We start from the raw sequence: 26083 nt of genomic DNA, 5'->3' as shown, positions 1-26083 counted from the left end.
AGGCATCGGGACGGTTCGGAGCGGTCATGTCAGTTCGGGCGCCCGAAGCCCGGTGTCAGGTCCTCGCCCCACAACGACCCCTCGCCCCCCGCAGTTTCCGCCGCGAGTTGCGCCGCTTCTTTCTTCCCGAGCGGCTTGGCGGCCTTGGTCTGCTCTTGGCCGCGCCGCTGCGCATCATCGAATCGCTGGCCGGCCAGGACGCTGTCATTGCGTTCCAGCATCCGCCCCAATTCCTTGATCGCGCCGACATTGCCCTTGTTGGCCTCGGCCATGATCAGCTCGAAACGCCGCAACTCCATCTGGTCGCGCGCCATGGTCCGCTCGGCCAGCTCGGCTCTAAAATACCGCTTCAGGGTCGCCGGCGAACAAGCAATCGCATTGGCGATGCGGTCATTTGACCAGCCGAGCGCCAAGCCGAGCCTGATTTTATTGGACTTTTCCGGCGTCACCTCGAACGGCGGGCGGCCGCGCTTGCCGTGACCGTCCCGAACCGGGTTCCCGAACAGGTCGAAATTCACGCTCACCAGAAAAAAATCTCCGCTTGAGGGGGGCGCGGGTCCCGGCCCGGCAGGCCCCCAGACTTTGACCCACCCCCCCTTTCGGCACTTCGGGCAGGGGCGGCCGTCGATTGGCGCGCAGGCCGCACGCTACGGCTGGCCGCGGCGCTCCTCGCGCTGCTTGGCGCCATCGTGGCAGGGCTTGCACAGGCATTGCAGGTTCGCGCGGTCGTAGAACAGATCGCGGTCCCCGCGATGCGGGGTGATGTGGTCGGCCACCAGATCGGGGCCGGTGCCGATGTGGCCGCAGCGGCGGCAGGTGAACAGCGCGTCGACCAGCACGGACCAGCGAAGCTGGCGCCATTCGGCCGTCTTATACCAGCCGCGCCAGCGGTCGACCCGGTCGCGCATCCGCGGTGCCGCCTCGCGCGCACCGCCGCGCAGCACCAGCTGATGCCCTCGCGGTGCGAGCTGCCGAAGTCGAGCCATGCTGTCCCTTGGGTTGCGCAGCCGAGACAGGCCGCAACGAGAAGCGCCCGCAAGGGGATGATCCCTGCGGGCGCAATTCCAGATATTAATGATTCCCTTGCCATGGGCGGGTATAAGGGTCAAGAAGTTTTTTTGCCCCGATAACCGATCATGCGGTCCAGCGCCCCGCTCAGCGCCTCTGTGAGGGCAGCGCGATGGCGACCATCTACCTGCCATCCATGCCCCCGCAGCACCTCGGACAGGGTGCGGTCGCCCAGGCAGACCATGTCCACCAGCGCGCGGTCGAGGATGGCGCGCCGGGCCGGGCCGCCGCGGGTTGAGGGGCGGATGCGGCGGACAGCCAGCGATGCGCCACCACCGATCCGGCGGCGGATCGCCTCGATCTCGCGGCCCTCGGCCAGATAGGCGTCCATGAAGTCCCGGCCGGTCCCGTCCCCGGTGGCGCGGTCGAGGTCGCTGCAGCGGATGCCGCCCGCGTCATGGCGCTCGACCAGGTCGCGGTAGCGCCGGGCAACCGCGATCTGCCCGGGGGTCAACGGGGCAGGGCGGCGCCCGCGCCTGGCGGCCAGCACCATCCGGTCGAACACGTCCATCTGGCGGACGCTGGCGCGGTGACCGTAGCCGGTGGCTGCCGGGACCCACTTCTGTTCGCCGCGGGCGTCGGTGCCGCTCGGCGCCATCGCGATGTGCGGGACCAGCACGCAGCGGCCGCGGGCCGGCGCCGGTACGATGTCCGGGCCGCACTCGGTCGGCGGCGTGGCTGCAGCGATGATCGCGGCCAGCCGCTGGCGCTCAGCATCCAGATCACGGCCCGCTTGGCCCGGCTTCCCGGGGGTTGGCTTCAAGATATTGCGCTCCGCTTTCACTGTCATACCACCTGTTGTTTTTCGTTGTTCATGGAAAGGGAGAATAGGGAGGATTGAAGATGGACAGGGAGGATTGAGGGAAGATCACAAGCCGCATATTCGGCAATGAAACCAACAGGGTGGACGGGGCAGGGAGTGCAGGGAGGCAAAAGCCACGCTACGCATAAGAGCAATCGCCATCCCGGACCCTTGGATTATACGCGCGCGTGTGAAGGGGTGAAATCGCCTCCCTGCACTCCCTGAACCCCCGAACCCCTTGAGAAGGCGCAGAAAAGCCGGGGATGCTCGACAGTCCCCAGCCTCCCCGAGGGACGCAGATGTTCCCTGCTGGCGTGACCAAAAGGGGGTGCGGGGGTCAGAAATCATCGCTGAAATCCCGCACATGCGAGCGGTCAGCGACGTCCTGGTCGTCCGAAGACCTGCCCGCAAGCGGGCGCCCGTGGTTGTCGCGAGGTGCAGACCTAAAGCGCGGCCCGAACACGTCGTTGAAGCGGATGCCGTCATAGCGCATGACGCCGTTGGACTTGCGCGGGGTGAATTTCTTGCCCGTACTGGGGCTGACCCATCGTCGCATCTTGTCTTTCAGCTGGCGCTGGATCGTGCCCGGCTGCCAGACGGCGCCGCCCTGCTCGTCCTGCCAGAACTGGAACGCCTGGACGAGGTCGCGGACGAACTCGCTGTCTTCGGGCTGGCCGCTGACCACACACGCATTTTCCAGGAAATGCCCGAGCGGGTCGCTTTCCTCGCGATACTCCTGGGTGGCCGTGGCGACCGCCTCGGGCTCGCGCAGGCCGCCATCGAGATAGGACAGCAGCCCCTCGATCAGCCAGTTGAGGATCCCCGACCGCTCCTCGAACAGCTTGGCGCCCAGATCGGGGTCGCGCTCGGCCGGGGGAATCGTCACATCGAACGGCACCAGCAGAAACCTTCGCCAGATGCCGTCATCGCGGCCCCTGATCTCGGGCTTGTGGTTGCCGCTGATCGTCAACTTGAATACCGGCAGCACGGTGATGAACTCGCCGTAGTTGGGGCGGACGTTGATCGGCTCGCCCCCTGTCAGCTCCTTGATCAGGGCCTCGCGAAACCGCTCGCCCTCCTCGGGCTCGGCCGCGCGCACCGACCTGGCCCCCATCAGCGGAATCAGGTCCGGGGTAGCCGCCGCGCCGTCGCGCTTGCCCTGACCGGTCAAGGTCTCGATCTTGGCTGTGGCGGAATAGTCGCCGAGGATCTTGGCGAGCACGTCGACCAGCACCGACTTACCGTTGGCGCCCATCCCGTGCAGGAACACCAGCTTTTGCTCGCCGGTCAGCGCGGTCATCGACAGGCCGAACCAGCGCTGGATGAATTCGCGGATCTCCTGATCCGGAAGCACACGCCGAAGGAACGCGTCGAATCGTGGCGCGGTGGCCGCGGGGTCATAGACCACGGGCATCTGCTTGGTGATCAGCTGGGCTCGATCGTGCGGCACCAGCTGGAGGGAGGCGCCGGCACCGATATAGCCGGCTGCGGGATCGTCGCGATCCACCGCAAAGCGCAGCACCCCGTTGAGGCAGGCCACATCGAGCGGCGCGGCATCCAGCTGGTCATGTGCGCGGGCGATGCGAGGCGAGGCCTCTTTCAGCATTGCGTCGATCCGCCCGCTGTTGCCGCTGGTTTTCGCCCAGCCGTGATGATCCTTGCGGACGCTGTTCATCAACTTTTCGATCCCGGCCAGGCGGGCCAGCTGCCCGTCCAGTCGCGCCAGCTCGTCCCGGGCAGCATCCGCATCGGCGCCGCCGCCCTCGGCCGCCCGCTCGAGTTCCCGCGCGCGGCGTTTCAAGGCCTGGCCTTCGGTCAGGACCTTCATCTGCCATTCTTCGAGCGCCAGATGCGGGATCTCCTGTTCGATCTTTTCGCCCAGGTCCTGCGCCAGCTTTCGGACCTCGATTTCGTCTGGGTCCCGGCGCCAGACCGAGCCGGTCCAGACATAAAATCCCATGCGTGGGACCTGCATCACGTCCTGGCCGTGGTGGCGCACGAATCGGCGACCGTTGCCGTAGTCGTTGAGCTGATAGCCAGCGCAGTCCCGGAACGGGTCATCCCCTGAATCGGGGGCCGCGGGGGGCGCATCGCCGCCAGGATAATCGTCGTCATAGCTGTCCAGCGGCGGCAGATCGGCCGGGGGCGGAGCGTCGGCGTCGGCATCCGTGGTCAGGCCCTCGGGCAGCTCGACGGGCTCGGGCTGGGCGATGATCTCTCGTGCCCGTTCGGCCGGGGTTTGCTCGGTCATGGCGCGGAGACCACGCGCAAAGTCGCGGCCTCGATCTCGCCGCCGCAGGCAAAATACCCGCAACCATCGATCCATGAATCCATGTGGTCAGGCGCGGCCGAGGCGCGCACCGCCTTGAACACCGCGAATTTCAGCGCCACGTCGCGGCCGTCATGCGCCCGGTCGCCTCGCGCCATGTCCAGCGCGTCCCAGGCCAGCGAGATCGCCGCAAACAGCGCCGCGGGCTCGCCATAGGTGTTGTTGCGGTCGCGGGTGACGATGCGCTTGGCCTCGTCCAGGATTTCAGATCGGGACTGCAAATTAATCACCCCTCAATACATCGTTCAGATCGCGCCCCGGTCCCGGGAATACGATCGAGCCTTGCAGGCCGGGACGCCGCGCCATGGCCCTGCGCAGCCCGGATTCGAGCATGGCGCGCGTCAGGCGCGGGTCGCTGTCGCCGTCCTGGATAAAGATCAGCCGTGCGATCTGGGGCGGGGGCACGAAGGCCTCGGCATCATCCAGATCAGGCAGGCCGGCATATTTCAGGCCGGGGCCAAGCTTGCGGCGGCCGGCCATGTTGCCCAGGTCCACGCCGGCCCAGAAAGCGGCGCCGGGGTGGACGCTCTCGCCGGCCAGCCCGGACAGCGTCGTCTCGATGCCCTCGCCCATGATTATGGTGGTGGCGCCGGCCGGGCTGCGCAGGCGGATCGCGCCGCCCTTTTTCGACCCCAGCACCTTCTTGGCGGGCAGATCGCTGCGCCGCCCCAGCGGATCGACGATCACCGCCTTGCCCGAGGGCTGATCCAGATCCAGCCAGGTGCGATGCACGGCGGTCAGGCGGCGGTCAGGGGCCTGCACCGCTGCGATCATCGCCGGGCCGCGGTGGATCACCCGCCATTTGCCGCGCTGATCCTCGTCCGGGACGGTATAGGGGCAATCGGCCATGTAGCGCAGACATCCGGGCATGACCGGCAGCAGCTGCGGTGTAATCGCTCGCAGGGTAAGGTAGTCGCGCACCGGCGTGCCCTCGGCCGAGACTGACCGGGACCAGATGTCGCGCGCGGCGGCGATAGCCTGCTCGCGCTGACGTGCCTCGGCCTCGGCGCGACGGCGGCGGTTTCGCTCGGCGCGCTGCTCGATCTCGCGCCGCTGCGCCGGGGTAAGTTCCTCGCGCGGCCCCACCAGCCATTCCAGGGCTTGGGGAAAGCTCATGTCCAGAACAAACCGGACGAGTGATACCTGGTCGCCGCGGCTGTTGGCGCCGCAATCCTTTCGGCACTGAAACACCCCCGAGGTCAGGTTGAGCCCAAACCGATCCTTACCGCCGCAGCGGGGACATGGGCCGACCAGCTCGCCGCCGGCCCGCTGCAGCCCTGCGATGCCCAGCCGGTCAGCGACCTCGGCGATCGGGATCGCATGTGCCTGCTGCAGGCGGATATCGTCTGCGGCGGACACAGGATCAGCCCTCGACCTCGGCCGCCCGCTGCGCAACCGCGGCGCGCAACTCGTCCCAGCCCTTTTCGGTGACGATGCCGCCGGCGTGCTTGACGCCGCATTTCAGGATCTCGCGCCACCGCGCCTTGGCGGTGGCCTCGTCGCAGCCCAGCTCGGCGGCGATATCGGCAAATCCGACCCCGAGATAGCGCTGGCGCACCAGCAGCTCGTCATCGGCCGGCTCGAAATTGTCATCCAGCTCGGCCAAGCAGTCCACCAGATGGGCCACACCGTCCGGGACCGCGGGCGCGGCCGCCGTTTGTGGGGGCTTGGCCTTGCGGGGCTTCACCCGCCGGCGCTTTGCGGTCTCAGTTGATGCAGCGACCGCGCTGCCCTTGACTGCGGGGGTCGCGCGCGGATCCGTCCTTGCCAGCCGGTGCCGCCGGACATCCACCGCACGGACCGTGCGCCCGACCGCTTCGGCGATCTCGCCCAACCGCGCGCCTGACTGATACATCGCCAGCAGGGTCTCGTCCTCGGCCTCGGTCCAGGGCCGTGCCCGCTGCGGGATATTGGCGCGCGGATCGGTCGGCAACAGCCGCTGCCGGCGCGTATTCACGCCGATCTCGGTGCGGCCCAGGGCTTCGGCGATATCCCCCAGCTTCGCGCCGCTGGCGAACATAGATAGCAGGGTTTCATCTTCCGCTGGCGTCCATGGGCGCGCCGCTGCGGGCTCCTGGGCTTCTGCCCTCAGTGCAGGTGCGGGCTCCGTCTCGGCAGGCTCCGGGGGCTCAGGCGCGTCATCCTCGATGACCTCGAAATCCCCGATTACGCGCGCGGCGAAACAATCGCCACCGATCAGGTCGCAGCCCGCCTTGACCTCAGCCAGCTCAACCGCCCATTGCGCGACCTCGGCCACCATCCGGGGCGGGGTCGCCTCGGGCAGCAGCCCGGCCAGTTGGTGCAGATCGCCCAGGCGGATCGTCAAATCGGTCATCTCGAGCCCTCGTTGATATGCTCCCACGCGGCGGCCAGGCGCAGCCGGTGCCAGGCGTGGCAGGCGTGACGGATGTTGGGATACAGGCAGGCAATATCGCCGCGGACGCTCAGCATCTGCTCGGACAATGCCACCATCGGCGCCAAGGCCGGATTGCCGCGGCTGACCCCGGGCAGCACGTCGCGCAGGATGGACAACACCATGTCGATGTGCCCCTCGCGCTCGTCCCACGGGGCGCTGATCAGATAATGCAGCGCGTGGATCAGCGCATGATCATGCACGGTCAGCTTCATGGGGCGGGGTCCGTCATCAATGTCCAGTCTTTTTGTCGCTGCGGGACCGCCCCGAGGGAGGATCTGGGGTTGCCACCGGCGGCCCCGCAGCTGCCCGGCCCGGTTCGGCCGGGCGCGGGATCTCCTAAAATGCGCGGCGGGACGGCAGAGCCCCGCCGCGCCAGTCAGCCGGGGGCGGGCAGGCAGTCACCCGCATCCGGCGTAATTTGCCCCGCTGCCATGGGGCAGCTCTCGGCCGGGCCAGCCGCAGGTTCCACAGTCCCGGTTCGTGCCCGCCTCGGAGCGGCCGGAACCGTGGCGGGGTTTCGGCCAGGGACTGCGCCCCCACCGTCTCCTCCGCCCCGAGGACCCTGATCACCCGCCTAGGCGGGATCGCGACAATCACTCCTCCCCCATGATCCGGGCGAAATCCGGCAGGGTCAGCCAGGCCTGTGTCACCACGTCGCCGTAAGGGCGGTTGCAGCCCTCGATCCAGTTGCGCGCGGTCTGGGTGGTCTGGTCGGCCCACAGGGCGCAGGCCTCGGGGCTGGCAAAACTGACCATGATCAACCGCGACCAGCGCTGCGTGAATTCATCGCGCCGCCGGCCCGGATCGGCCGCCCAGACATGCGCACGCCGGGCCGAGCTGCGGCTGCGGCCCCGCCCGCCCTGCGGTGCGAAATCGTTGATACGAGAGGTTTGGGCGCGAGCCGGGATACCCCGGTCACGCAGCGTCGTCGGGAGAGGTGTCATGGTTGGGCTCGTTGTTGGAGGCCGCGGATGCGGCGGGTTGAGGGGCATCCATGCCCACATGTGTCTTTTCGACACCGGCGAAGCTGAACAGATGGCGAGGGCAGGCAATGCCCGCATCCGCGCAAAGCTTCTCGATCGCGTCGAACCATCGTGCTGGGAATTGCCCGCACGACACAGCATTGCTGACCGAGGTCAGTCGAACGCCAATGACATCGGCGATTTTCTTGCGGCCGAGCGCGTCGCAGATCGAAGAGACAGAGTGGGCATAGATGCGTTCCATGCAGCCAATCTGGTTCAGATAAACTGGACTGTCAATGTCCAGATGATGGATTGTTCAAAATATCTGGACCGCAGGCGATAGTTGCCTCATGGACTTGGAGCACAAAACCAGACTGGCCCGCGTGAACGACATGGGGCTTGAGGCGGCAGCCATAAGGCTGCGCGCGGCCTTCATTGTTACCGGGCTGAAGCAACATCTCGACTTGGCCAAGGCGACAGGCGTGTCGAAGACAGTCCTGAGCAACGCCATGTCCGGGTCGACATATCCAAATCGAGACATCCTGAAATATCTCTATCGAGCGCATCGTATCGACTTCAACTTCATGATGAATGGCGACTTTTCGCAGTTGCCCGGCGATGTGCAGGAACGGCTTTTCCCAGCGCTTGAAGCCGCGACCGATGAATGGGATCGAAAAGAAAGTTCAGGTCGATCCCGAGCCGCACCGCGAGGGCAGCAACTGCAAACATGATCCTCGACACTGCGCCCCTCCGCCTTTCTGGAACGTTAAGCGAACATCCGCCGACGGATCAACCCCGAAGGTCGCGCCGCGGCAAGCTGGCGCAGACTGTCTGGCGCGAGACCGGCAGAGAGTGAGGGGACTGTTTTGGGCGACATTGCCTTTGGGTCGTTTTCCTATGATGGTCTGATGGCCACGATGCACCGGCTTCCCGCGCGCGACCTCAGCCCTGCGTTGATGGGCCTGGATCGCATCGTTTCATCGCTCTACGGCGCGCTGGAAACGGGCATCGTCCAGAAAAAAGCGCCGCGTTCAAGCTCACTGGTGATGACCGTTGGTGAGCCGCGTGCGGGCAGCTTCGAGCTTGCGTGGATCACGCAAACAGCACCGGGTTTGCTCCCCTTGCTCCCTGACTTCACCGGGGCTATCCAGTCCAACCTGATAGAACATTTCATAAACTATGTTATGCTCTGGTTCGGCGGACGGCGCCGAGAGGCGGACAAAATTATGGACAAAATGCTTGATCTGCTGGCGGCGGAGCGGGAGCGCGCCCATGAGGATCGACAACGCGAGCGTGACGCCGTCTATGCGGACATGCGGCATCAGCGAGAGCATATGCGCCAGCTTCTTCATGACCAAGCGCTCGCACTTCATGGCGCAGCAAAGCTGGCAGTCGCACCGATTGGTAAATCGGCATCGACGTTCGCGGCGCGCGCCAGGGGCGATAGCCCCGTGGTCGATGAAGCGACGGCAGATGCAATCCGTGCCAAGGAAGATCTAGAGGTCAGCGACATCTTGGACATGACGTTTCGCATCGAGGGCATCCGAGACCAGCGGCGTGTGCTGTTTGTGTTCGACCCCGAAGACGCTGAGGGTGAGCGCATCCTTCCTGCCATCATCGGAGACCCTGAGTTTGAACGACCGGGAAATGTTTACAAGCGCGCTTACGCGGAGAGCCTGCCCATCACTCTCACAGGGAAGACTACGCGCATAATCGACGGACCGATAAAGACGTTCCATGCCATCAGCGCGCAGATTGTGACTGGCACACCCGAAGCATAGCTGGCCGGCTCTGGCAGGCCGCAACTTAGTGCACGATCAGAGTTTTACCCAAAAGCCTGCCCTCACCGGCGGGCTTTTTCATGTGTCGCCGCCCGGCGTTGGCATGGTTCCTGATCGCCCGGCCGAATCATGAAGTCCAGAAAATATGAACAATACATGTTGACAGTCCATATTATCTGAACCACCTTGACCTTACCCGGCGCGAAGACGCATCCGCTGATCCGCCGGGCATCGCAACCCGATGGAGGTCAGGATGGACAGCGACGACAAGGACCAGGCCAGCGCCCACGAGCGGATCGGGGTGCTTTTCAAAAGCGGCGAGAGGCAGGAATTTGCTGTGAGCGCCGGCGCGCTCGCCCGGACAATCCAAAGCGCCAAGCGCATCGGGTTTCACGGCCTCGCATCTAACGAAGACACCCTGATAAACCTTGAGGAAGTCGCCGCGATTTATCGTGTCGACCCTTCGCCGGTCCGGGAAGAGCTGTTCTGGCCGCTGCCTCTCAACCGGATGCCGACACCCGTCCAGATCAAACGCGCGCGTCGGCACCTTGGGCTTTCCGAGGTCGACTGGATGCATGCAGAAATCACGCCCGGAGGCACCCTGATCGCGCGGGCGGTGTTCGGAGATTTCCAGATCATCCCGGACGATCGCCCAATCGAGGGGGATCAGGGATGACGAAAGTACACCCGACCCCACGCGTCCAGCGCCTCGCGACCATCCTGCGGCCCGCCGAGGTTCGCGCGGTCCAGTCTGGCGTGCGCATCCGAGAGAGAGCGCATCAGGTGCTCGAGCCACAGCACGAGATCGGCCTGCGTGAAGTCCTTACCGCCCGGCGCGGTCCACACACCGCCCTGCCGCGCCGCAATTTCCAGACTTTCAAGCCGCTGCTCCACCTGTTCCAGACGGTGAAGAATCTCGTCCATCGTGGTGTCCATGCCGTCGCACTCCTGTTCCTGTCGCGCCGCTCGGCGACCGGGGGCAAGGATAGCGCGACGGGATCGGCGGTGCCCAGCTTCGACTGGCGCGATCCAGAGCGGATTGCAGCCGCAAATGCGGTTGCCCGGACCGAACCGCAGACAATCGCCCGGGCGCGCGCCCTGGTGGCTAACCCTCCCGCGGCGCTGGCCGAAGGCTCTGACGAACGTCATGCCGCCTGGCTGGTCGCCTTGGCCGACCTGCGCCACCGCCGCACCGCCGCGGCCGCGACCGGGGGCACCGCAGCATGACCGTGCAGATCACCGACCGCGCCACCCTGCTGCGGGCCGCAATCGCCGACATCGAGCCGCGCCACGCCGCGCTGCCGCGGATCGGCGCGGACGCCAATGGCAGCTGGATCGCCAGCCATGACCGGCACCGCGCCGCGGCCGAGGAGTTGCTGCGCCACATCCGACGCCAGCACGGCGCCAAGGCCCGAGTCGGACTGACCGATCCCAGCCGCCTGCAGCTGCACGGCATCACTGTCACCAGCGTCCGCGGCTTGGCCGTGCTGATCGACGCCTGGCTGGCCAAGGCGCGTGACCAGCTCAAGCGCCTGGAGCCGGCGCGACTCCGATGATTGCAGCCCGTTGCGCCTCGGACCGCGGGGCGCAGCCAGATGCAATCTCACGCAGACGGAGACCCCATGCGTATCCTGACCACCGCAGCCCTGCTGCTGACCAGCCCCGCCTTCGCCGGCGGCTACGTCGCCCCGATCACCGACGCCCCGCCTGTGGCTCGCCCGGCGGCCGCCGCCCACAACTGGACCGGCGCCTATGCCGGCCTGTCCTACGGCACCCAGCGGACCAAGAGCACCCGCGCGAGCTACGAAGATCGCGAGCTGACCGAGACGCACCGCGAGACCCGGCCCTACACCAAGGCCGACCTGCACCGCGACCTGTCGGCCAGCGGCTGCGCGGACCCGGATCGGGTCTATGCGATCAGTTATCCGGGGTTTGCGTATCAGACCACCTGCGCCAACCTGCTGGCCCACACGCCGGACGCCGGCTGGGCGACCGCCACGGTGGACGGCGCGCCGCCGGTGATCGTGCGCGAATGGACCGAGACGACGGGCGCAGAGACTGTGCAGACTGGCACCGAAACGATCCGCAGCAGCGACAGCACCGCCGGCGTGTTTGCGGGCTACAGGCGCCAGCTGGCGGCTGGTGCGGTGATCGGAGTCGAGGCGAGCTATGCCCGTGTCGGCGGCGAGGACAGCACCCTTGCTGATGGCGCAGGGCGGCTACAGCCTCGGCCGCGTGCTGCCGTATCTCACGGCGGGCTTCGACCTGGCGCAGGACGCCCCGGTCTACGGCGCCGGCATCGACGTGGCGCTGACCCGGCAGCTGCTGGGCGGCCTGGCTTACACCAAGGCCGACGATGCCGAGCGCATAGAAGCGCGACTGGGGTGGAGGTTCTGATGGCCGATCCCATCCAGGCGGAGTACCGCCGCAACATGAACGCGCTCGCGGCTGGGATCGACGAAATCCTGAACGGAGACCGAAAGCCCGGCAAGAAGCCGAAAATCGGATTCATCTTGCTCGTGGCGGAATTTGGCAAGATCGAAGGTGGTCGCGTCAACTACATCAGTAACGGCCAGCGCGAGGACATGATCGCGATGCTCCGCGAATATCTCGCGCGGGTCGAGGGTCGATATCATGAACCGACGGCGAGGGAGGTCCCGCAATGACCACCGATCGCCACCACGCACCTCGCCCCGCGCTGATCCTGTGGCTGCTGGCCATGGCAATGCTCGCCCTGCCGGGCTGGATCTGGCTGGGGCTCACCCTGTTCGGGTGGTGGGCGGGGCCGTGACCATGCTGCAGCAGTTTCTCGATCTGCGCCCGGCCGGCGGGTTCGGCCTGATCATGGCCGATCGCCTGCGGGTCGCAGCCGCAGTCGGCGGGCATTTGACCTTTCAGGGCGATCCCGACGATCTGCGGCGGCTGGCCCGGGCGATCGACTACTGCAACACAGCTTGGGCGGCGGCTGAGTCCCACGCGCAGAGCCGGGCCGCAAAGCGGCTCGAGCGTGATCTGGATCGTGCGCGCAAGCTCGCCGCCTGGCGCGACGTGCTGATGTGCATGGCGGCGCAGGTAGCCGCTGACTTGGCACTGGCGGCGCTATGCGGGTCCTGATCGCCTGCGAGACCAGCGGCATCGCGCGGCGCGCCTTTGCCGCGCTGGGGCATGATGTCTGGTCCTGCGACCTCGATCCGGCCGAGGACGGCAGCAATCGCCATATCATCTGCGACGTGCGAGACGGCATCCTGACCGAGGGCTGGGACCTGCTGGCCGTCATGCACCCGCCCTGCACAAGACTGTGCCGGTCCGGCCGCCGCTGGATGTCCGGTCCCGGCAAATGGACGCCGCCCAAGCAACTGCCGCGCGGTCGCAGCTGGGCCGACATGCGAGCCGAGTTCGAGCTGGGTGTGCATGTTTTTTTGACGTGCTGGGAGGCGCCCATCCTCCGGGTCGCGATCGAGAACCCCGAGATGAACGATCTCGCGCGGGACCGGATGCCTGCCGACCTGCCGACGCCGCAGATGGTGCAGCCACATTGGTTCGGCGAGCCAGCATACAAGGCGACGGGGTGGTATCTGCGCGGCCTGCCGCCGCTGCGGCCGACCAACCGCCTGCCCGAACCCGAGCGCGGGTCCGCCGAATGGAAGCTCTGGAACCGTGTGCACCGGATGCCGCCAGGGCCGGAGCGCGCTCGCCTGCGCAGCAGGTCGTTCCCCGGGATGATGCGCGCCGCGGCCGAGCAATGGGGCGGGCATGCGCTGCAGGAGGCCGCAGCATGACGCATCCAGTCTCGGCCAACCCTATTGTGCGAGCCGCCACCGGCCAGACCGAGCCTGACGATTTCGGGGCTATTGATAAGGCGGCCCGCGACCTTATCATCCAGCTCGCCCGCAGACGGGCTTGGCAAGACCACATGGCTTCGCTGGAGGCCGGGAGGCAGTAACATGGCCATCATAAGGGCCGTCGGCTACAGCCGATATTCTACCGACCTGCAAAACGAGCTTTCGATCGAGGATCAGCAGGCCCTTATCACCCGCTATGCGCTCGCCAACGGGATGGCCATCCAGCAATTTTACTCGGACGCTGCCCAATCCGGCGCCTCGATTTTCCGGAGAGACGGGCTGCTGCAGCTCCTCGCGGATGCGAGAGAGGGGCTGTTCGATGCCGTGATCGTCGAGGAGCTAGACCGCCTCGCACGCGACATGGAGGATCTCGCCGGCATCCATAAGCGGCTGTCCTTCGCCGGGATCGAGATCCGCGCGGTGCATGAGGGCGTGGCCAACACCGTGACAGTTGGCCTGCGCGGCTTGGTCGGGCAGCTGTTTCGCGAGGACAACGCCCGCAAGATCCGCCGCGGGATGACCGGCAATATAAGCCGGGGTCGCACTGCCGGGGGGCGGGCCTTTGGATATCGGCCGCACCCGACGGAAAGGGGCGAGCTGGTGATCGTGCCCGAGGAGGCCGAAATCATCAGGCGCATCTTTCAGGAATTTGCCGATGGGCGATCAGCTGTTGAGATCGCTCACGGGCTGACAAAGGACAAATGCCCGATGCCCCGCGGCGCCCGCGCCTGGCAGGCCAGCACGATCTACGGCTGGGCCGAGCGCCGATCCGGCATCCTCCGCAATGATCTGTATGTGGGGCGCATCGTCTGGAACAAGACCCGTTTTGTGACGGATCCCGAGACCGGCCGGCGGGTGTCTCGCTCGAATCCTGCCGAAAACTGGCTGCATCACGACGCCCCGCACCTGCGAATCATCGACGATGCGGTATGGGATCAGGTGCAGGCAATGATCACGCCCGACCGCACGACATCGCATTCCGACCGCGCCAAGATGCGCCGCCCCACGCGGCCGCTGTCCGGTCTCCTGCGGTGCGGCGCCTGTGGCGGCGGGATGTCGGTTAAAGGCAAGGACCGCAGCGGTCGGGTGCGAATCGGCTGCACCCGGCATGTGCAAAGCCGCACCTGCCCCAAGCCGCGCACGTGGTATCTGGACGTGGTCGAGGAACAGGTCATCGGCCTGCTGCGCGGCGAGCTGCAAAAGCCGGCGATGCTCGACCTCTATGTCAGCGAGTACAACAAGGCGCGTGCCGAATATGCGGCCGGGATGCTGCGCCGGCGCTCCAAGCTCGAGAGCCGTATCAAGCAGCTCGACGCGGAGGTTAGCCGCCTGATCGACTTTGTCGCACGCGGCATCGGCAATACCGACCGGTTGGCGGCCGATTACGAGGCCCGCTGTGAGGAGCTCGCGTCAGCCAAGGCCGAGCTGGAGGATGAGCCGCCGGCGATCACGCCGGTGATGCTGCACCCGGCGGCCCTGGTCGGCTATCGCTTGGACCTTGCTAAGCTGGCCCAAATCATGGGCACCGACAACAGCTCCGAGACCACGCGCTATGCGGAGATCCTGCGGGGACTGATCGAAACCGTGACGATCTCGGAAACTGCCAAAGGGCAGATGGAGATCACGGTGGCAGGCAAGTTGCGCGCCCTGATCGATGCGCCGACCCTGAAACGACGGCTGTCGGGGGGTGCTGTGGTAGCGGAGGAGGGACTCGAACCCCCGACACGCGGATTATGATTCCGCTGCTCTAACCAGCTGAGCTACTCCGCCCCGATGCGTCGCGAACCATGGGCCCGCGAGGGGTGCGGGGGATGTAGGGCGTGCGCGCGCCTGCGTCAAGCGGATTTCTGGCGCGGCCCCTGCCAGCTGGCCGCGGGGCGCGGGGTGCTTGCCTAACCGGGTCCGGCCGGGCAGGAAATCCACAGGAAACCGGGCGCGCCCGCAGGGCGTTGCAGCAGTGAGAGCAAGGGGTTGGGAATGGCGGATGATCCGTATGCCGCGCTGGGGGTGTCCCGCACGGCCACTGACGCCGAAATCAAGAAGGCATATCGCAAGATCGCCCGGACGGATCACCCCGATCTGACCGACGATCCGGCGGCGCATGAACGCTTCAAGGCCGCCTCGGCCGCCTATGACCTGCTGCGCGACCCCGAGCAGCGCGCCCGATTCGACCGCGGAGAGATCGACGCGCAGGGACAGGAACGCCCGCAGCGCCGCTACTATCGCGACTTTTCCGAATCGCCCGACAACCCCTATCGCGGGCAGGCGGATTTCGGCGACTTCTCGGACGTGTTCGCCGATCTGTTCGGCGAGGGCGGGCGCGGCGGCTTCCGCGCCGGTGCGCGGCCGGGCGCGGGCGGCCGCAGCTTCGACATGCGCGGGCAGGATTATCGCTACACGCTCGAGGTCGATTTCCTGACCGCGGCCCGCGGCGGCACCACCCGCATCACCCTGCCGGAGGGGCAGGTGCTGGACGTGAACATCCCCGCCGGCACCCGCGACGGCCAGACCATCCGCTTGCGCGGCAAGGGCGGCCCCGGCATGGGCGAGGCGCCCCCCGGCGATGCGCTGCTGACCCTGAGCGTGCGCGAGGACCCCGACTGGCGGCCCGAGGGCGACGACGTGACCACCGTGCTGCCGATCTCGCTGGACGAGGCGGTGCTCGGCGGCCGGGTCGAGGTGCAGACCATCGACGGCCCGGTGATGCTGACCATCCCCCGCGGCGCGTCGAGCGGGCAGAAGCTACGGCTGCGCGGGCGCGGGCTGCAGGGTGCGGGGGGTAAGCGCGGCGACCAGCATGTCGAGCTGCGGGTGGTGATGCCGCCCAAGGTCGACGACGAGCTGGCCCGCTTCATCGAGACCTGGCGCAAGGATCACGCCTACGACCCGCGCGCCACCCGGAGGAGGGGAGGACGATGACCAGCCGCTCGATGAGCCGGGACGAGATCCTGGCGCTGATCCCCGAGCTGTCGGACGCGGCGCTGGATGCGCTGACCGATGCGGGGATCGTGCAGCCGGTGCTTGAAGAGGGCGCGCCGCGGTTCCGCGACATCGACGCGGCGCGGGTGCAACTGGCGCTGGAGTTGGAGGACGCGTTCCAGCTGGACGCCGATGCGCTGGCGCTGGTGCTGTCGCTGATCGACCAGCTGCACGGGCTGAAAGGCGAGATGCGCGCGGTGCTGGGCGCGCTGGCCGCCGAGCCGCCAGAGACCCGCGCCCGGCTGCGCGGCGTCATCCGCCAGACCCGGGTGCTGCGCATCCGCCGCCGCTAGTGCCCTACAGCGCGGCGAACAATGCCGCCAGCCGCGCGGCCTCGTCCTCCAGCCCATAGGGCGGGTTGATGACGAACACCCCCGACCCCACCATCCCGTGTCCCGCCCGCGCCGGTGGAAACCGCACTTCCGAGCGCAGCGCGCCGGGATGCGCCGCGGCCAGCGAGTCGGCCATCGCCCGGTGTCGCGCGTCGGACAGGATCGGATACCACAGCGCGATCACCCCCACGTTCCACTTGCGCGCCATGCGGGCGATCCAGCCGGGGATGCGGTCGTAGTCGGCCTTGATCTCATAGCTGGGGTCGATCAGCAGCATCCCGCGCCGCGGGGTGGGCGGGATCAGCGCATTCCCCATGGCGAAACCGTCCTGCGCGTACAGCCGGGCAAATCCCGCCACCTGCGCCAGCGCCGCGTGCTCGGCCGGGTGCAGTTCCGCCAGATGCGCCGAATCGCCCGGGCGCAGGAAATGCGCGGCGATCAGCGGCGATCCGGGATAGCAATCGGCGCCGAAGCGGGTGCGGACCGCGGCCAGCGCCGCGTTCAGCGGGTGCTGCGGGGGCAGCCAGCCCGACGATTCGGCGCGGGCGATGCCATGGGCGGCCTCGCCGGTCTTCAGCGCCTCGGTCCCCGACAGGTCGTATAGCCCGCGCCCGGTGTGGGTCTCGATATAGCTCAGGGGCTTCGGCTTTTCGGTCAGCCGCGCCAAGGCCGTCGCCAGCAGCGCGTGCTTGTGCACGTCGGCCAGGTTCCCGGCATGATAGGCGTGCTGATAGGACAACATGCGCCGTGCCTAGCGATGGTGCGGGGGGAAGGGAAGCGGCGGGGGGTTAAAGCGGCGACCCCGGGGAGGAGGAGAGGGGCCGCCGCCGACAACGCGCCCAGGGAGGAGGAGAGGGCGGCGTTGCATCTGGATCGATCGCCGGGGAGGAGGTCGGCTGCGATCCATGGGCACAATATGGCCGAGATGCTGCGGATGCACAATGCCACTTAACGCTGACCTGCCATGCATCCTGCGCATGGATTCGGGGCGCCTCGTTAACAAAGATTTAACCAACCGTGATTGGACTTGGCGAGAATCGCCCGCGTGCACACTCTGGTTGCATAACCTATGCGTGCGACGCAACGTCACCCGGTGCAAACCCCTTGCATTGCTGCGGTGCGGCGTCATGCCGCTGCCCATGGTGGAGGGGCGTGCGGCTGGCTGCCCGGGTCCGCTCGCCCTATATCGCCAGTGACCATCAATGCAGACAAGGGGGCGGATGTCATGGCGGGGAATCGCGACAGGGTTTTGCAGGAGCTTTCGGGCATCGCGGTTCCAGGCGGTGGCAATCTGGTCGATTCGGACCTGATCCGCGCGCTCAACGTCAGCGACGACGAGGTGAGTTTCGTCATCGAGGCCGCCGATCCCATGCTGGCCCGCGCCCTGCAGAGCGCCGAGAAAGAGGCCGAATCGCGGCTGCGCGCGCTGGGGTTCCAGCGGGTGCGCATCGTGACCACGGCCCCGGCCGGGCGTGCGCCCTCGGTCGCGGCCAGCTCGGGCGGGGCGGGGACGCCGCCGCCCAGTCTCAAGCTGGGCCGCCATCCCACCCCGCAGGCCGGGCCGCAGGCGATCCCCGGGGTGCAGCGCATCGTCGCCATCGGCTCGGGCAAGGGCGGGGTCGGGAAATCGACGCTGACCACCAACCTCGCGGTGGCGCTGGCCCGGGCCGGGCGCCGCGTCGGCGTGCTGGACGCCGATATCTATGGCCCCAGCCAGCCGCGGATGCTGGGCGTCACCGAACGCCCGCGCAGCGAAAACGACCGCATCATCCCGGTCCATGCCTACGGCGTCACCATGATGTCGCTGGGGCTGATGATGAAAGAGGGCGAGGCGGTGGTCTGGCGCGGCCCGATGCTGATGGGCGCGCTGCAGCAGATGCTCAACCAGGTCGCCTGGGGCGAGCTCGACGTGCTGCTGGTGGACCTGCCGCCCGGCACCGGCGACGTGCAGCTGAGCCTGTGCCAGAAGGCGCCGGTCACCGGCGCGGTGATCGTGTCGACCCCGCAGGACGTGGCGCTGATCGATGCGCGCCGGGCGATCGACATGTTCGACAAGCTCAGGACCCCGGTGCTGGGGCTGGTCGAGAACATGTCGTCCTATGTCTGCCCCAATTGCGGGCACGAAGCGCATCTGTTCGGCCATGGCGGCGTCGCGGCCGAAGCGGCGTCGCGCGGCCTGCCGTTCCTGGGCGAGGTGCCGCTGGACCTGTCGGTGCGGCTGGCCGGCGATTCGGGACGCCCCGTGGCTGCGGGCGAGGGGCCGGTGGCCGAGGCCTATGCGCGGCTGGCGCGCCGCCTGATCGAGGACGGAATGGCGTGACCCACCCCCTCCGCCATGGCGACGGACCGCCCGGTTCCGGGAAATCATGGGAACCGGCCGTGGCGCCGGGAAAGCATGGGACAGCCCGCCGCCGCTGCGTTGCAAGGTCGAATCGCGGCGCCGTGAACACCCGTGATTCCCGGCGTTTTCCCCGGCTTGTGCGGGGTGCTTTGCCCGCCCTGCGCGAGTTGCCTGTGGATAACTCCAATACTGAGCCTATTCTGCCACAGTCGCTGCGCCACTATATCTAGTCGTAGTTCGGGGCTGCTTTACCTATATCTGCAAATCTGCTTGCGCGGCCGCGTCGGTGTTCCCGTCGCGTTCCCGTGATGGGTTTCGGCGGAGTTCCGTCGCTCCCATCACAAGCCCATTGCTTCCCATGATTTCCCATGGCATCCCTGTCCCTACGGAAGACGGGCAGTGAAGGGGCGACAAGACCCCAGCCAGAGGCAGGCTTCATACAGGCTCCCGCCATCCGCAAAAACGACTCGGCCGCCGTGCGAGCAGCACCTTCCCCCAAAGGTGGCGCGGCGGACCGGGCGATCCCCCGAAACTTCGGGGCCCAGTGATGGGACGAGGGCGGCGGATCGGGCAGTGGCAGCAGCCCGATCCGCCCTTTCCCGTTTCCGGGGCCCGTTTTCGGGGAATGGACAGTGGGAAGGTGGCGGGCTTGGCACGCAGGTTCAGAGGCTCGGAAGAGGTCAAGGTCGACGCCAAGGGGCGCGTCTCGATCCCCGCCCGGTTTCGCCGCGTCTTCGAATCCGCCGATCCCGATTTCCAAAGCCGCAACCGCGCCCAGCTGGTGGTCGTCTACGGTTTCGCCGACTGGACGCATCTGCGGCTTTACACCATGGAAGCCATCGACGAGATCGACGAGGGCATCAGCCGGATGCCCCGCGGCTCGGCCGAGCGCAGCTATCTGGAAACCCTGATGAACGGCCTGTCGGAAGAGGCCGAGATCGACGCCGACGGCCGGCTGGTGCTGCCGCAGCGGCTGCGCGAAAAGATCGGGCTGGAAGATCGCGTGTTCTTCATGGCGCAGGGCGATTACCTGAAGGTCTCGACCCCCGAGACGCACGAGGCCGACCTGGCCGCCATCCAGGCCGACATGCCAGCGCTGGAACCCGGCGCCGACCCGCTGTCGCTGCTGCCGCCCGCGCCGGCGGCCGAAAGCTGATGGACGCCCCGCATGTTCCCGTGCTGCTGGACCCGCTGCTGGCGGCGGTTGCCCCCGTCCGCGGCACGTGGGTGGACGGCACCTTCGGCGCGGGCGGCTATGCGCGCGGGCTGCTGGCGGCGGGCGCCGAGCTTGTGATCGGCATCGACCGCGACCCGGCGGTGTTCGCGATGGCGGCCGAGTGGGCCGGGGACTACGGCGACCGGCTGCGGCTGGTGCAGGGCACGTTTTCGGAACTGGACGTGCTGGCCGGGGAGCCGGTGGACGGGGTGGTGCTGGACCTTGGCGTCAGCTCGATGCAGCTCGACCAGCCGGAGCGCGGGTTTTCCTTTCTGCGCGACGGGCCGCTGGACATGCGCATGGGGCAGGCGGGGCCCTCGGCCGCCGACCTGCTGAACACCGCGGACGAATCGCGCATCGCCGATGTGCTGCATTATTATGGCGAGGAACGCGCCGCCCGCCGCATCGCCCGCGCCATCGTCGCCGCGCGGCCGCTGGCAACCACCGCGCAGCTGGCCGAGGTGGTGCAATCCTGCCTGCCGCGCCCGAAACCGGGGCAAAGCCACCCCGCCACCCGCAGCTTTCAGGCGATCCGCATCTGGGTGAACGACGAATTCGGCCAGCTGCTGGCGGGGCTCGAGGCAGCCGAGCGGGCGTTGAAGCCCGGCGGGCATCTGGCGGTGGTCAGCTTTCATTCGCTGGAAGATCGCGTGGTCAAGCGCTTCATGCAGGCGCGCGCCAATGCCGCCGGCGGCGGCAGCCGCCATGCGCCGGTGGCGCAGCTGGACCCGCCCGCCTTCACCTTGCCGTTCCGCCGCGCCATCGGCGCCGATGCGGCCGAGCTGGCGGCGAACCCCCGCGCGCGTTCCGCCTTTCTGCGCGTCGCCGTGCGCACCGACGCCCCCGCCGGCCGCGCCGATCCGGCGCGTCTGGGGCTGCCGCGGCTGCCCGGGGGTGTGTGATGCGGCCGCTGCTTTACCTTGCCGCGGCGCTGGTGGTGATGGCGCTGGCGTTCTGGGCCTATCGCGAAAACTACCGCACCCAGGCGCAGGTCGACCAGATGCAGTCCGTCCAGCGCGAGATCGCCGGGCTGCGCGAGACGCTGGGCGTGCTGCGGGCGGAATGGGCCTATCTCAACCGCCCCGAGCGGCTGCGCCAGCTGGTCGACATGAACTTCGAGCGGCTGCGGCTGGCGCCGGTGCAGTCGAACCAGTTCGGTGGCCCGCGCAACATCGACTATCCGCCGCCCGACCTGCCTGCCCCGCCCGAGGACGACGACTGGGTGGCGCCCCTGCCGTCCAACAACCACGGCGCGCCGCCGCCGCGCCCGTTCCGCCCCGGCTTTGCCGTCCCCTCTGTCGCTGACCGTTCCCCGCAGGAGTGATTGCCATGATCCGCACCCCCTTGCGCCCGCTGGCCCGCATCCTCAGCGCCCGACAGGCCGGTCAGGACCCCGACGAGATCGAGGCCGAGCTGCGCGCCCGTCGCCACGCCGAAATCCAGGACCGCGCCCGCCGCCGGGCCGAGGGGCGGATCAAGTGGATGGTGCTGGGCTTCATGCTGGCCTTTGGCACGGTGGGGCTGCGGATGGGGACGCTGGCGTCCAGCCAGCCCAGCGAGCCGCGCACCCATGCCTCGGGCGCGCAGATCATCTCGCAGCGGGCCGACATCGTGGACCGGCGCGGGCGGGTGCTGGCGACGAACCTGTCCACCCATGCGCTTTACGCGCATCCGCAGGATCTGGTGGACCCCGCCACCGCGGCGGCGAAGCTGGCGAAGATCTTTCCCGACCTCGACGCCGAACGGCTGAAGCGCGACCTGACCGGAGAGCGCAAGTTCGTCTGGATCAAGAAGAAGCTTTCGCCCGAACAGATGCAGGCCGTCCACGACATCGGCGAGCCCGGACTGGTGTTCGGCCCGCGCGAGATGCGGCTTTATCCCAACGGCAACCTGGCCAGCCACATCCTCGGCGGTTCGCAATTCGGGGCCGAGGGCGTGAGTTCCGCCGAGGTGCTGGGCATGGCCGGGGTCGAGAAAGCCTTTGACGGCTGGCTGCGCGACCCGGCCAATGCGGGCGCGCCGCTGCAACTCTCCATCGACCTGACCGCGCAGGCCGCGATGGAGGAGGTGCTGGCCAACGGCATGAAGGTGATGAACGCCAAGGGCGCCACCGGCATCCTCATGGAGGTGGCCTCGGGCGAGATCGTGGCCATGGCCAGCCTGCCCGATTTCGATCCCAACGACCGGCCCAAGCCCCTGCTCAAGGGCGATCCCTCGGACAGCCCGCTGTTCAACCGCGCGGTGCAGGGGCAGTATGAGCTCGGCTCGACCTTCAAGATCTTCCCGGTGGCGCAGGCCATCGACGAGGGGCTGATCAACGTCAACACGATGATCAACGCCAGCTCTCCGATGAAGATCGGGAAATACCTGATCCATGATTTCCACAACTATGGCCGCGACCTGTCGGTCAAGGACGTGATCGGCAAATCCTCGAACGTCGCCACGGTGCGGATCGCGCAGATGCTGGGGCCGGAACGCCAGCAGCAGTTCCTCAAGGAGCTGGGGTTCTTCGAGCCGACCCCGATCGAGATGACCGAGGCGCCGACCGGCAAGCCCATCGTGCCGCGGCGCTGGCCGGCGGTGACCGCGGCCACGGTGTCCTTTGGCCACGGGCTGGCGGCCAGCCCCCTGCACCTGGCCGCGGCCTATGCCACCATCGCCAACGACGGCCGCCGGGTGCGCCCGACGCTGGTCCACCGCAAGGAACCGGTGCAGGGCGAACAGGTGCTGTCGCCGCGCGCCGCCGCCGCCGCGCGCGACCTGCTGCGCTATGTGGTGACCAAGGGCACCGCGCGTCAGGCCGAGGTTCCCGGTTATCAGGTCGGCGGCAAGACCGGTACCGCCGACAAGCCCCGCCCCGGCGGCGGCTATTACAAGAACCGCAACGTCTCGACCTTTGCGGCGATCTATCCTGCGGACCGGCCGGTCTATGTGCTGGTGGTGACGCTGGACGAACCCAAGGTCTCGGTCGCGGGCGGGGGCGAGCTGCGCACCGCCGGCGCCACCGCCGCCCCGGTCGCCGCCGCGCTGGTCGAGCGGCTGTCGCCGATGCTGGGGCTGCGTCCCGATGACGTGAAACTGCCCGTCATTGAACCTCGTCCGGCCGATGCCGTAAGGATTTCGGCAAGATAAGGACAAGGGTTGATGGCGGATAAAACCGGAAAGAAACTGTCCCTGCTGGGGCTGAGGGCAGCGGACGGGCGCGACCCGCAGATCACCGGCCTTGCCGTCGATTCGCGGCAGGTGCGCGACGGATATCTGTTCGCGGCGCTGCCCGGCTCGGCCGTCCACGGGGCCGAATTCATCCGCTATGCGCTGCGCCAGGGCGCGGCGGCGGTGCTGACCGACCGGCAGGGCGCGGCAATGGCGGCGGACGTGCTTGCGGACAGCCCGGCGGCGCTGGTGGTGGCGGAGGACCCGCGCGCGGCGCTGGCCGGGGCCGCGGCGCTGTGGTTCGAGGCGCAGCCCGAGACCGTGGTGGCGGTGACGGGAACCTCGGGCAAGACCTCGGTCACCAACTTCACCCGCCAGATCTGGCAGGCGCTGGGGCTGCGCGCGATCAGCCTGGGCACCATGGGGGTCGAGGGCGATTATTCCGCGCGTCTGGCCCATACCACGCCCGAGCCGATCACCCTGCACCGGGTGCTGTCCGAGGCCGCTTCCGCCGGCGTCACCCATGCCGCGATGGAGGCGTCCAGCCACGGGCTCGACCAGCGGCGGCTGGACGGGGTGCGGGTGGCGGCGGGCGCGTTCACCAACTTCAGCCAGGACCATCTGGATTATCATCAGGATTTCGACAGCTATTTCGCTGCCAAGGCGCTGCTGTTCGACCATATCCTCGAACCCGGCGCCGCGGCGGTGATCTGCACCGATGACGAGCGCGGCCGGCAGGCGGCGGGGATCGCGCGGGCCCGCGGGCTGGCGGTGACTACCTACGGCCGCGGCGAGGGCTGCGACCTGCGCATCCTCGGCCAGCGCTACGACGCCACCGGGCAAGAGCTGCGGTTTTCCGCCCACGGCCGTACGCATCTGGTCCGGCTGGAGCTGATCGGCGGCTTCCAGGCGGAAAACGTGCTCTGTGCCGCCGGGCTGTGCATGGCGACCGGCGCCGACCCGGATCGCGTCTTTGCGGCGCTGCCGGGGCTGGAAACCGTGCGCGGCCGGATGCAGCTGGCCGCCCGCCGCGCCAACGGCGCCGCGGTGTTCGTCGACTACGCCCACAAGCCCGGCGCGGTGATCGCGGCGCTGCAATCGCTGCGCCCACATGTGATGGGCCGCATCGTCGCGGTGATCGGCGCCGGCGGCGACCGCGACCGCGCCAAGCGCCCGCTGATGGGCGCCGCCGCGCGCGAATACGCCGATGTGGTCTATGTCACCGACGACAACCCAAGGACCGAGGATCCCGCCGCCATCCGCGCCGCGGTGCTAGAAGGCGCCGGCCCCGAGGCGACCGAGGTCGGCGACCGGGCCGAGGCGATCCTGCGCGCCGTCGACGTGCTGGAGCCGGGCGATGCGCTGCTGATCGCCGGCAAGGGCCATGAAACCGGGCAGATCATCGGCTCGGACGTGTTTCCCTTTGACGATGCGGAACAGGCCTCGGTGGCCGTGGCCGCGCTGGATGGCATGATATGACGCTGTGGACCGCGCAGGACGCCGCCACGGCCACCGGCGGGCGCGCGACCGCCGACTGGGCGGCCGAGGGCATCTCCATCGACACCCGCACCCTGCGGCCGGGCGATCTGTTCGTGGCGCTGAAGGACGCGCGCGACGGCCATGATTTCGTGGCGCAGGCGCTGGAAAAAGGCGCTGCCGCCGCGTTGGTCAGCCGCATCCCCGAGGGCGTTCCCCCCGATGCGCCGCTGCTGCTGGTGCCGGACGTGGTGCCGGCGCTGGAAGCGTTGGGCCGCGCCGCCCGCGCCCGGACCCGCGCGCGGGTGCTGGCGATCACCGGCTCGGTCGGCAAGACCTCGACCAAGGACATGGCCGCCGCGGCGCTGGCGCCCTTGGGCCGGGTGCACGCGGCCGAGGCCAGCCTGAACAACCACTGGGGCGTGCCGCTGACCCTGGCGCGGATGCCCGCGGACACCGATTTCGCCATCCTTGAACTTGGCATGAACCACCCCGGCGAGATCGCGCCGCTGTCGCGCATGGCCCGCCCGCATGTCGCCATGATCACCACCGTCGCCCCCGCGCATATGGAGGCCTTCGGCTCGCTTGACGGCATCGCCGCCGAGAAGGCCTCGATTTTCGAGGGGCTGGAGTCCGGCGGCCACGCCATCATCCCGCAGGGGCTGGACGTCACCCCGATCCTGCTCGCCGCCGCGCAGGCGGCCGGTGCCGCCGTCACCCGCTTCGGCGCTGATGCCGAGGCGCAAACCCTGTCGGCGCAGGTCGCGGACGGAAGGACCAGCGTCCGCGCGCAGATCGGGGGCAGGGCGGTCGATTTCACCCTCGCCACCACCGGCGCGCATTTCACCGGCAACGCGGTCGGCGTGCTGGCAGCCGTCGCGGCGCTGGGGGCCGATCCCGCGGCCGCGGCGCGCGGCCTGTCCGATTGGCGCCCCTACAAGGGCCGCGGTGGGGTCGAACAGATCGGCGGGATCACGCTGATCGACGACAGCTATAACGCCAACCCGACCAGCCTTGCCGCCGGGCTGGCGACGCTGGCCGCAATGCCCGCGGGCCGGCGGGTCGCGATCCTTGGCGACATGCTGGAACTGGGCGAGGACGAGTTCGCCCTGCACCGCGCCGTCGCGGATTTCCCGCAGATGCAACAGGTTGCGCTGGTCCACGCCTGCGGCCCGAGGATGCGCCATCTGTTCGAGGCGCTGCCGGAAACCCGCCGCGGGCTCTGGGCCGAGGATGCCGCCGAGCTTTGCGCCCGCGCGGCCGAGCTGGTGCAGGACGGCGATGTCGTGTTCGTGAAAGGCTCCAAGGGCTCGCGCGTCGCCAGCGTGGTTGACGCGATCCGCAAGGCGCGCCAGACGCCGCCAACAAGTAACGAGGGCTGAAAAT

31 protein-coding genes and 1 tRNA gene are annotated in these 26083 nt (G+C 68.2%); 19 read left to right on the top strand and 13 right to left on the bottom strand.

Annotated elements, in window-relative coordinates:
• Positions 1 to 29 precede the first annotated feature (29 nt).
• The 10 genes from BUB57_RS02125 to BUB57_RS02085 form a co-directional block, all read right to left on the bottom strand.
• The gene (locus tag BUB57_RS02125) at positions 30 to 524 is read right to left on the bottom strand and encodes a helix-turn-helix domain containing protein (protein WP_073061248.1); all 495 of its coding nucleotides are present in this window, start codon (positions 522 to 524) and stop codon (positions 30 to 32) included.
• A 123-nt stretch (positions 525 to 647) separates the two neighbouring features.
• Positions 648 to 986, bottom strand: coding sequence for an HNH endonuclease (locus tag BUB57_RS16980; protein WP_073061246.1), 339 nt, complete (start codon positions 984 to 986; stop codon positions 648 to 650).
• 119 nt (positions 987 to 1105) lie between these two features.
• Positions 1106 to 1831 carry a hypothetical protein gene (locus BUB57_RS02115; protein ID WP_143159571.1) on the bottom strand — a complete coding sequence of 242 codons (726 nt, stop codon included), beginning with the start codon at positions 1829 to 1831 and terminating at the stop codon, positions 1106 to 1108.
• A gap of 376 nt (positions 1832 to 2207) precedes the next feature.
• A complete protein-coding gene (locus BUB57_RS02110; protein ID WP_073061243.1) occupies positions 2208 to 4121 on the bottom strand; it encodes a DNA primase family protein in 1914 nt (637 codons plus the stop codon).
• On the bottom strand, positions 4118 to 4420 hold the full coding sequence (locus BUB57_RS02105) for a DUF6378 domain-containing protein (protein ID WP_073061241.1): 303 nt from the start codon (positions 4418 to 4420) through the stop codon (positions 4118 to 4120). The genes BUB57_RS02110 and BUB57_RS02105 overlap by 4 nt, the downstream gene beginning before the upstream one ends.
• A 1-nt stretch (position 4421) precedes the next feature.
• Positions 4422 to 5558, bottom strand: a complete 1137-nt coding sequence (locus tag BUB57_RS02100; RefSeq protein WP_073061238.1) for a DUF7146 domain-containing protein — start codon at positions 5556 to 5558, stop codon at positions 4422 to 4424.
• Positions 5559 to 5562: 4 nt separating this feature from the next.
• A complete protein-coding gene (locus BUB57_RS02095; protein WP_073061235.1) occupies positions 5563 to 6534 on the bottom strand; it encodes an SANT/Myb-like DNA-binding domain-containing protein in 972 nt (323 codons plus the stop codon).
• Positions 6531 to 6827: a hypothetical protein gene (locus BUB57_RS02090; protein WP_073061232.1), complete on the bottom strand. Its 297-nt coding sequence runs from the start codon at positions 6825 to 6827 to the stop codon at positions 6531 to 6533. Before BUB57_RS02090 ends, BUB57_RS02095 begins: the two co-directional genes overlap by 4 nt.
• Positions 6828 to 7208: 381 nt before the next feature.
• A complete protein-coding gene (locus BUB57_RS16410) occupies positions 7209 to 7559 on the bottom strand; it encodes a hypothetical protein (RefSeq protein ID WP_143159570.1) in 351 nt (116 codons plus the stop codon).
• Positions 7531 to 7839 carry a hypothetical protein gene (locus BUB57_RS02085; RefSeq protein ID WP_073061228.1) on the bottom strand — a complete coding sequence of 103 codons (309 nt, stop codon included), beginning with the start codon at positions 7837 to 7839 and terminating at the stop codon, positions 7531 to 7533. The genes BUB57_RS16410 and BUB57_RS02085 overlap by 29 nt, the downstream gene beginning before the upstream one ends.
• A 130-nt stretch (positions 7840 to 7969) precedes the next feature.
• Here BUB57_RS02085 and BUB57_RS02080 point away from each other — a divergent pair, with 130 nt between their 5' ends.
• From BUB57_RS02080 to BUB57_RS02070, 3 genes are all read left to right on the top strand, one after another.
• A complete protein-coding gene (locus BUB57_RS02080; protein ID WP_073062047.1) occupies positions 7970 to 8308 on the top strand; it encodes a hypothetical protein in 339 nt (112 codons plus the stop codon).
• Between the two features lie 135 nt (positions 8309 to 8443).
• Entirely contained in the window at positions 8444 to 9358 is a 915-nt protein-coding gene (locus BUB57_RS02075) for a DUF7946 domain-containing protein (protein WP_143159569.1), read from the top strand.
• 253 nt (positions 9359 to 9611) lie between these two features.
• Entirely contained in the window at positions 9612 to 10034 is a 423-nt protein-coding gene (locus BUB57_RS02070; protein WP_143159568.1) for a hypothetical protein, read from the top strand.
• Here the strand turns inward: BUB57_RS02070 and BUB57_RS02065 are convergent.
• A complete protein-coding gene (locus BUB57_RS02065) occupies positions 10025 to 10294 on the bottom strand; it encodes a hypothetical protein (RefSeq protein WP_073061218.1) in 270 nt (89 codons plus the stop codon). The two genes, BUB57_RS02070 and BUB57_RS02065, sit on opposite strands and share 10 nt — an antisense overlap.
• 165 nt (positions 10295 to 10459) lie before the next feature.
• On the opposite strand from BUB57_RS02065, the gene BUB57_RS17225 reads away from it, so the two are divergent.
• The 7 genes from BUB57_RS17225 to BUB57_RS17345 all read left to right on the top strand — a co-directional run bounded on the left by BUB57_RS17225 (position 10460) and on the right by BUB57_RS17345 (position 14937).
• On the top strand, positions 10460 to 10585 hold the full coding sequence (locus BUB57_RS17225; RefSeq protein ID WP_268801851.1) for a hypothetical protein: 126 nt from the start codon (positions 10460 to 10462) through the stop codon (positions 10583 to 10585).
• Positions 10582 to 10914: a hypothetical protein gene (locus BUB57_RS02055; RefSeq protein WP_143159567.1), complete on the top strand. Its 333-nt coding sequence runs from the start codon at positions 10582 to 10584 to the stop codon at positions 10912 to 10914. The genes BUB57_RS17225 and BUB57_RS02055 overlap by 4 nt, the downstream gene beginning before the upstream one ends.
• A gap of 66 nt (positions 10915 to 10980) precedes the next feature.
• Positions 10981 to 12024: a hypothetical protein gene (locus BUB57_RS16845; protein WP_200796391.1), complete on the top strand. Its 1044-nt coding sequence runs from the start codon at positions 10981 to 10983 to the stop codon at positions 12022 to 12024.
• On the top strand, positions 12021 to 12149 hold the full coding sequence (locus BUB57_RS17220; protein ID WP_268801850.1) for a hypothetical protein: 129 nt from the start codon (positions 12021 to 12023) through the stop codon (positions 12147 to 12149). The genes BUB57_RS16845 and BUB57_RS17220 overlap by 4 nt, the downstream gene beginning before the upstream one ends.
• Positions 12146 to 12472: a hypothetical protein gene (locus BUB57_RS02040; protein WP_143159566.1), complete on the top strand. Its 327-nt coding sequence runs from the start codon at positions 12146 to 12148 to the stop codon at positions 12470 to 12472. Before BUB57_RS17220 ends, BUB57_RS02040 begins: the two co-directional genes overlap by 4 nt.
• Positions 12460 to 13137: a hypothetical protein gene (locus BUB57_RS02035; protein WP_073061204.1), complete on the top strand. Its 678-nt coding sequence runs from the start codon at positions 12460 to 12462 to the stop codon at positions 13135 to 13137. Before BUB57_RS02040 ends, BUB57_RS02035 begins: the two co-directional genes overlap by 13 nt.
• A gap of 165 nt (positions 13138 to 13302) precedes the next feature.
• Entirely contained in the window at positions 13303 to 14937 is a 1635-nt protein-coding gene (locus tag BUB57_RS17345) for a recombinase family protein (protein WP_073062043.1), read from the top strand.
• On the opposite strand, the gene BUB57_RS02025 is transcribed toward BUB57_RS17345, so the two are convergent.
• Positions 14894 to 14970, bottom strand: a tRNA-Met gene (locus BUB57_RS02025). The genes BUB57_RS17345 and BUB57_RS02025 overlap by 44 nt on opposite strands.
• Positions 14971 to 15177: 207 nt before the next feature.
• On the opposite strand from BUB57_RS02025, the gene BUB57_RS02020 reads away from it, so the two are divergent.
• Entirely contained in the window at positions 15178 to 16119 is a 942-nt protein-coding gene (locus BUB57_RS02020; RefSeq protein WP_073061201.1) for a DnaJ C-terminal domain-containing protein, read from the top strand.
• Positions 16116 to 16472 (top strand): chaperone modulator CbpM, encoded by a 357-nt coding sequence (locus tag BUB57_RS02015; protein ID WP_073061198.1) that lies wholly within the window; start codon positions 16116 to 16118, stop codon positions 16470 to 16472. The genes BUB57_RS02020 and BUB57_RS02015 overlap by 4 nt, the downstream gene beginning before the upstream one ends.
• A gap of 4 nt (positions 16473 to 16476) precedes the next feature.
• On the opposite strand, the gene rlmJ is transcribed toward BUB57_RS02015, so the two are convergent.
• A complete protein-coding gene (gene rlmJ, locus BUB57_RS02010) occupies positions 16477 to 17253 on the bottom strand; it encodes a 23S rRNA (adenine(2030)-N(6))-methyltransferase RlmJ (protein ID WP_073061195.1) in 777 nt (258 codons plus the stop codon).
• A gap of 483 nt (positions 17254 to 17736) precedes the next feature.
• On the opposite strand from rlmJ, the gene BUB57_RS02000 reads away from it, so the two are divergent.
• The 7 genes from BUB57_RS02000 (at position 17737) to BUB57_RS01970 (ending at position 26079) form a co-directional block, all read left to right on the top strand.
• Positions 17737 to 18831 (top strand): Mrp/NBP35 family ATP-binding protein, encoded by a 1095-nt coding sequence (locus BUB57_RS02000; RefSeq protein ID WP_073061188.1) that lies wholly within the window; start codon positions 17737 to 17739, stop codon positions 18829 to 18831.
• Between the two features lie 670 nt (positions 18832 to 19501).
• Positions 19502 to 20008, top strand: coding sequence for a division/cell wall cluster transcriptional repressor MraZ (gene mraZ, locus BUB57_RS01995; RefSeq protein ID WP_073062039.1), 507 nt, complete (start codon positions 19502 to 19504; stop codon positions 20006 to 20008).
• On the top strand, positions 20008 to 20970 hold the full coding sequence (rsmH, locus tag BUB57_RS01990; RefSeq protein WP_073061185.1) for a 16S rRNA (cytosine(1402)-N(4))-methyltransferase RsmH: 963 nt from the start codon (positions 20008 to 20010) through the stop codon (positions 20968 to 20970). Before mraZ ends, rsmH begins: the two co-directional genes overlap by 1 nt.
• Positions 20970 to 21392: a cell division protein FtsL gene (ftsL, locus tag BUB57_RS16975; RefSeq protein WP_234951948.1), complete on the top strand. Its 423-nt coding sequence runs from the start codon at positions 20970 to 20972 to the stop codon at positions 21390 to 21392. The genes rsmH and ftsL overlap by 1 nt, the downstream gene beginning before the upstream one ends.
• A 5-nt stretch (positions 21393 to 21397) precedes the next feature.
• Entirely contained in the window at positions 21398 to 23200 is a 1803-nt protein-coding gene (locus BUB57_RS01980; protein WP_073061182.1) for a peptidoglycan D,D-transpeptidase FtsI family protein, read from the top strand.
• Between the two features lie 12 nt (positions 23201 to 23212).
• The gene (locus tag BUB57_RS01975) at positions 23213 to 24700 is read left to right on the top strand and encodes a UDP-N-acetylmuramoyl-L-alanyl-D-glutamate--2,6-diaminopimelate ligase (RefSeq protein ID WP_073061179.1); all 1488 of its coding nucleotides are present in this window, start codon (positions 23213 to 23215) and stop codon (positions 24698 to 24700) included.
• A complete protein-coding gene (locus tag BUB57_RS01970; RefSeq protein WP_073061176.1) occupies positions 24697 to 26079 on the top strand; it encodes a UDP-N-acetylmuramoyl-tripeptide--D-alanyl-D-alanine ligase in 1383 nt (460 codons plus the stop codon). Before BUB57_RS01975 ends, BUB57_RS01970 begins: the two co-directional genes overlap by 4 nt.
• The last annotated feature ends 4 nt before the right edge of the window (positions 26080 to 26083 follow it).

Source organism: Paracoccus solventivorans, assembly GCF_900142875.1.
GTDB classification, from domain to species: Bacteria; Pseudomonadota; Alphaproteobacteria; order Rhodobacterales; family Rhodobacteraceae; genus Paracoccus; species Paracoccus solventivorans.
Note: the sequence above shows the minus strand (reverse complement) of the source record. Positions and strands in the feature narration are given on the sequence as shown.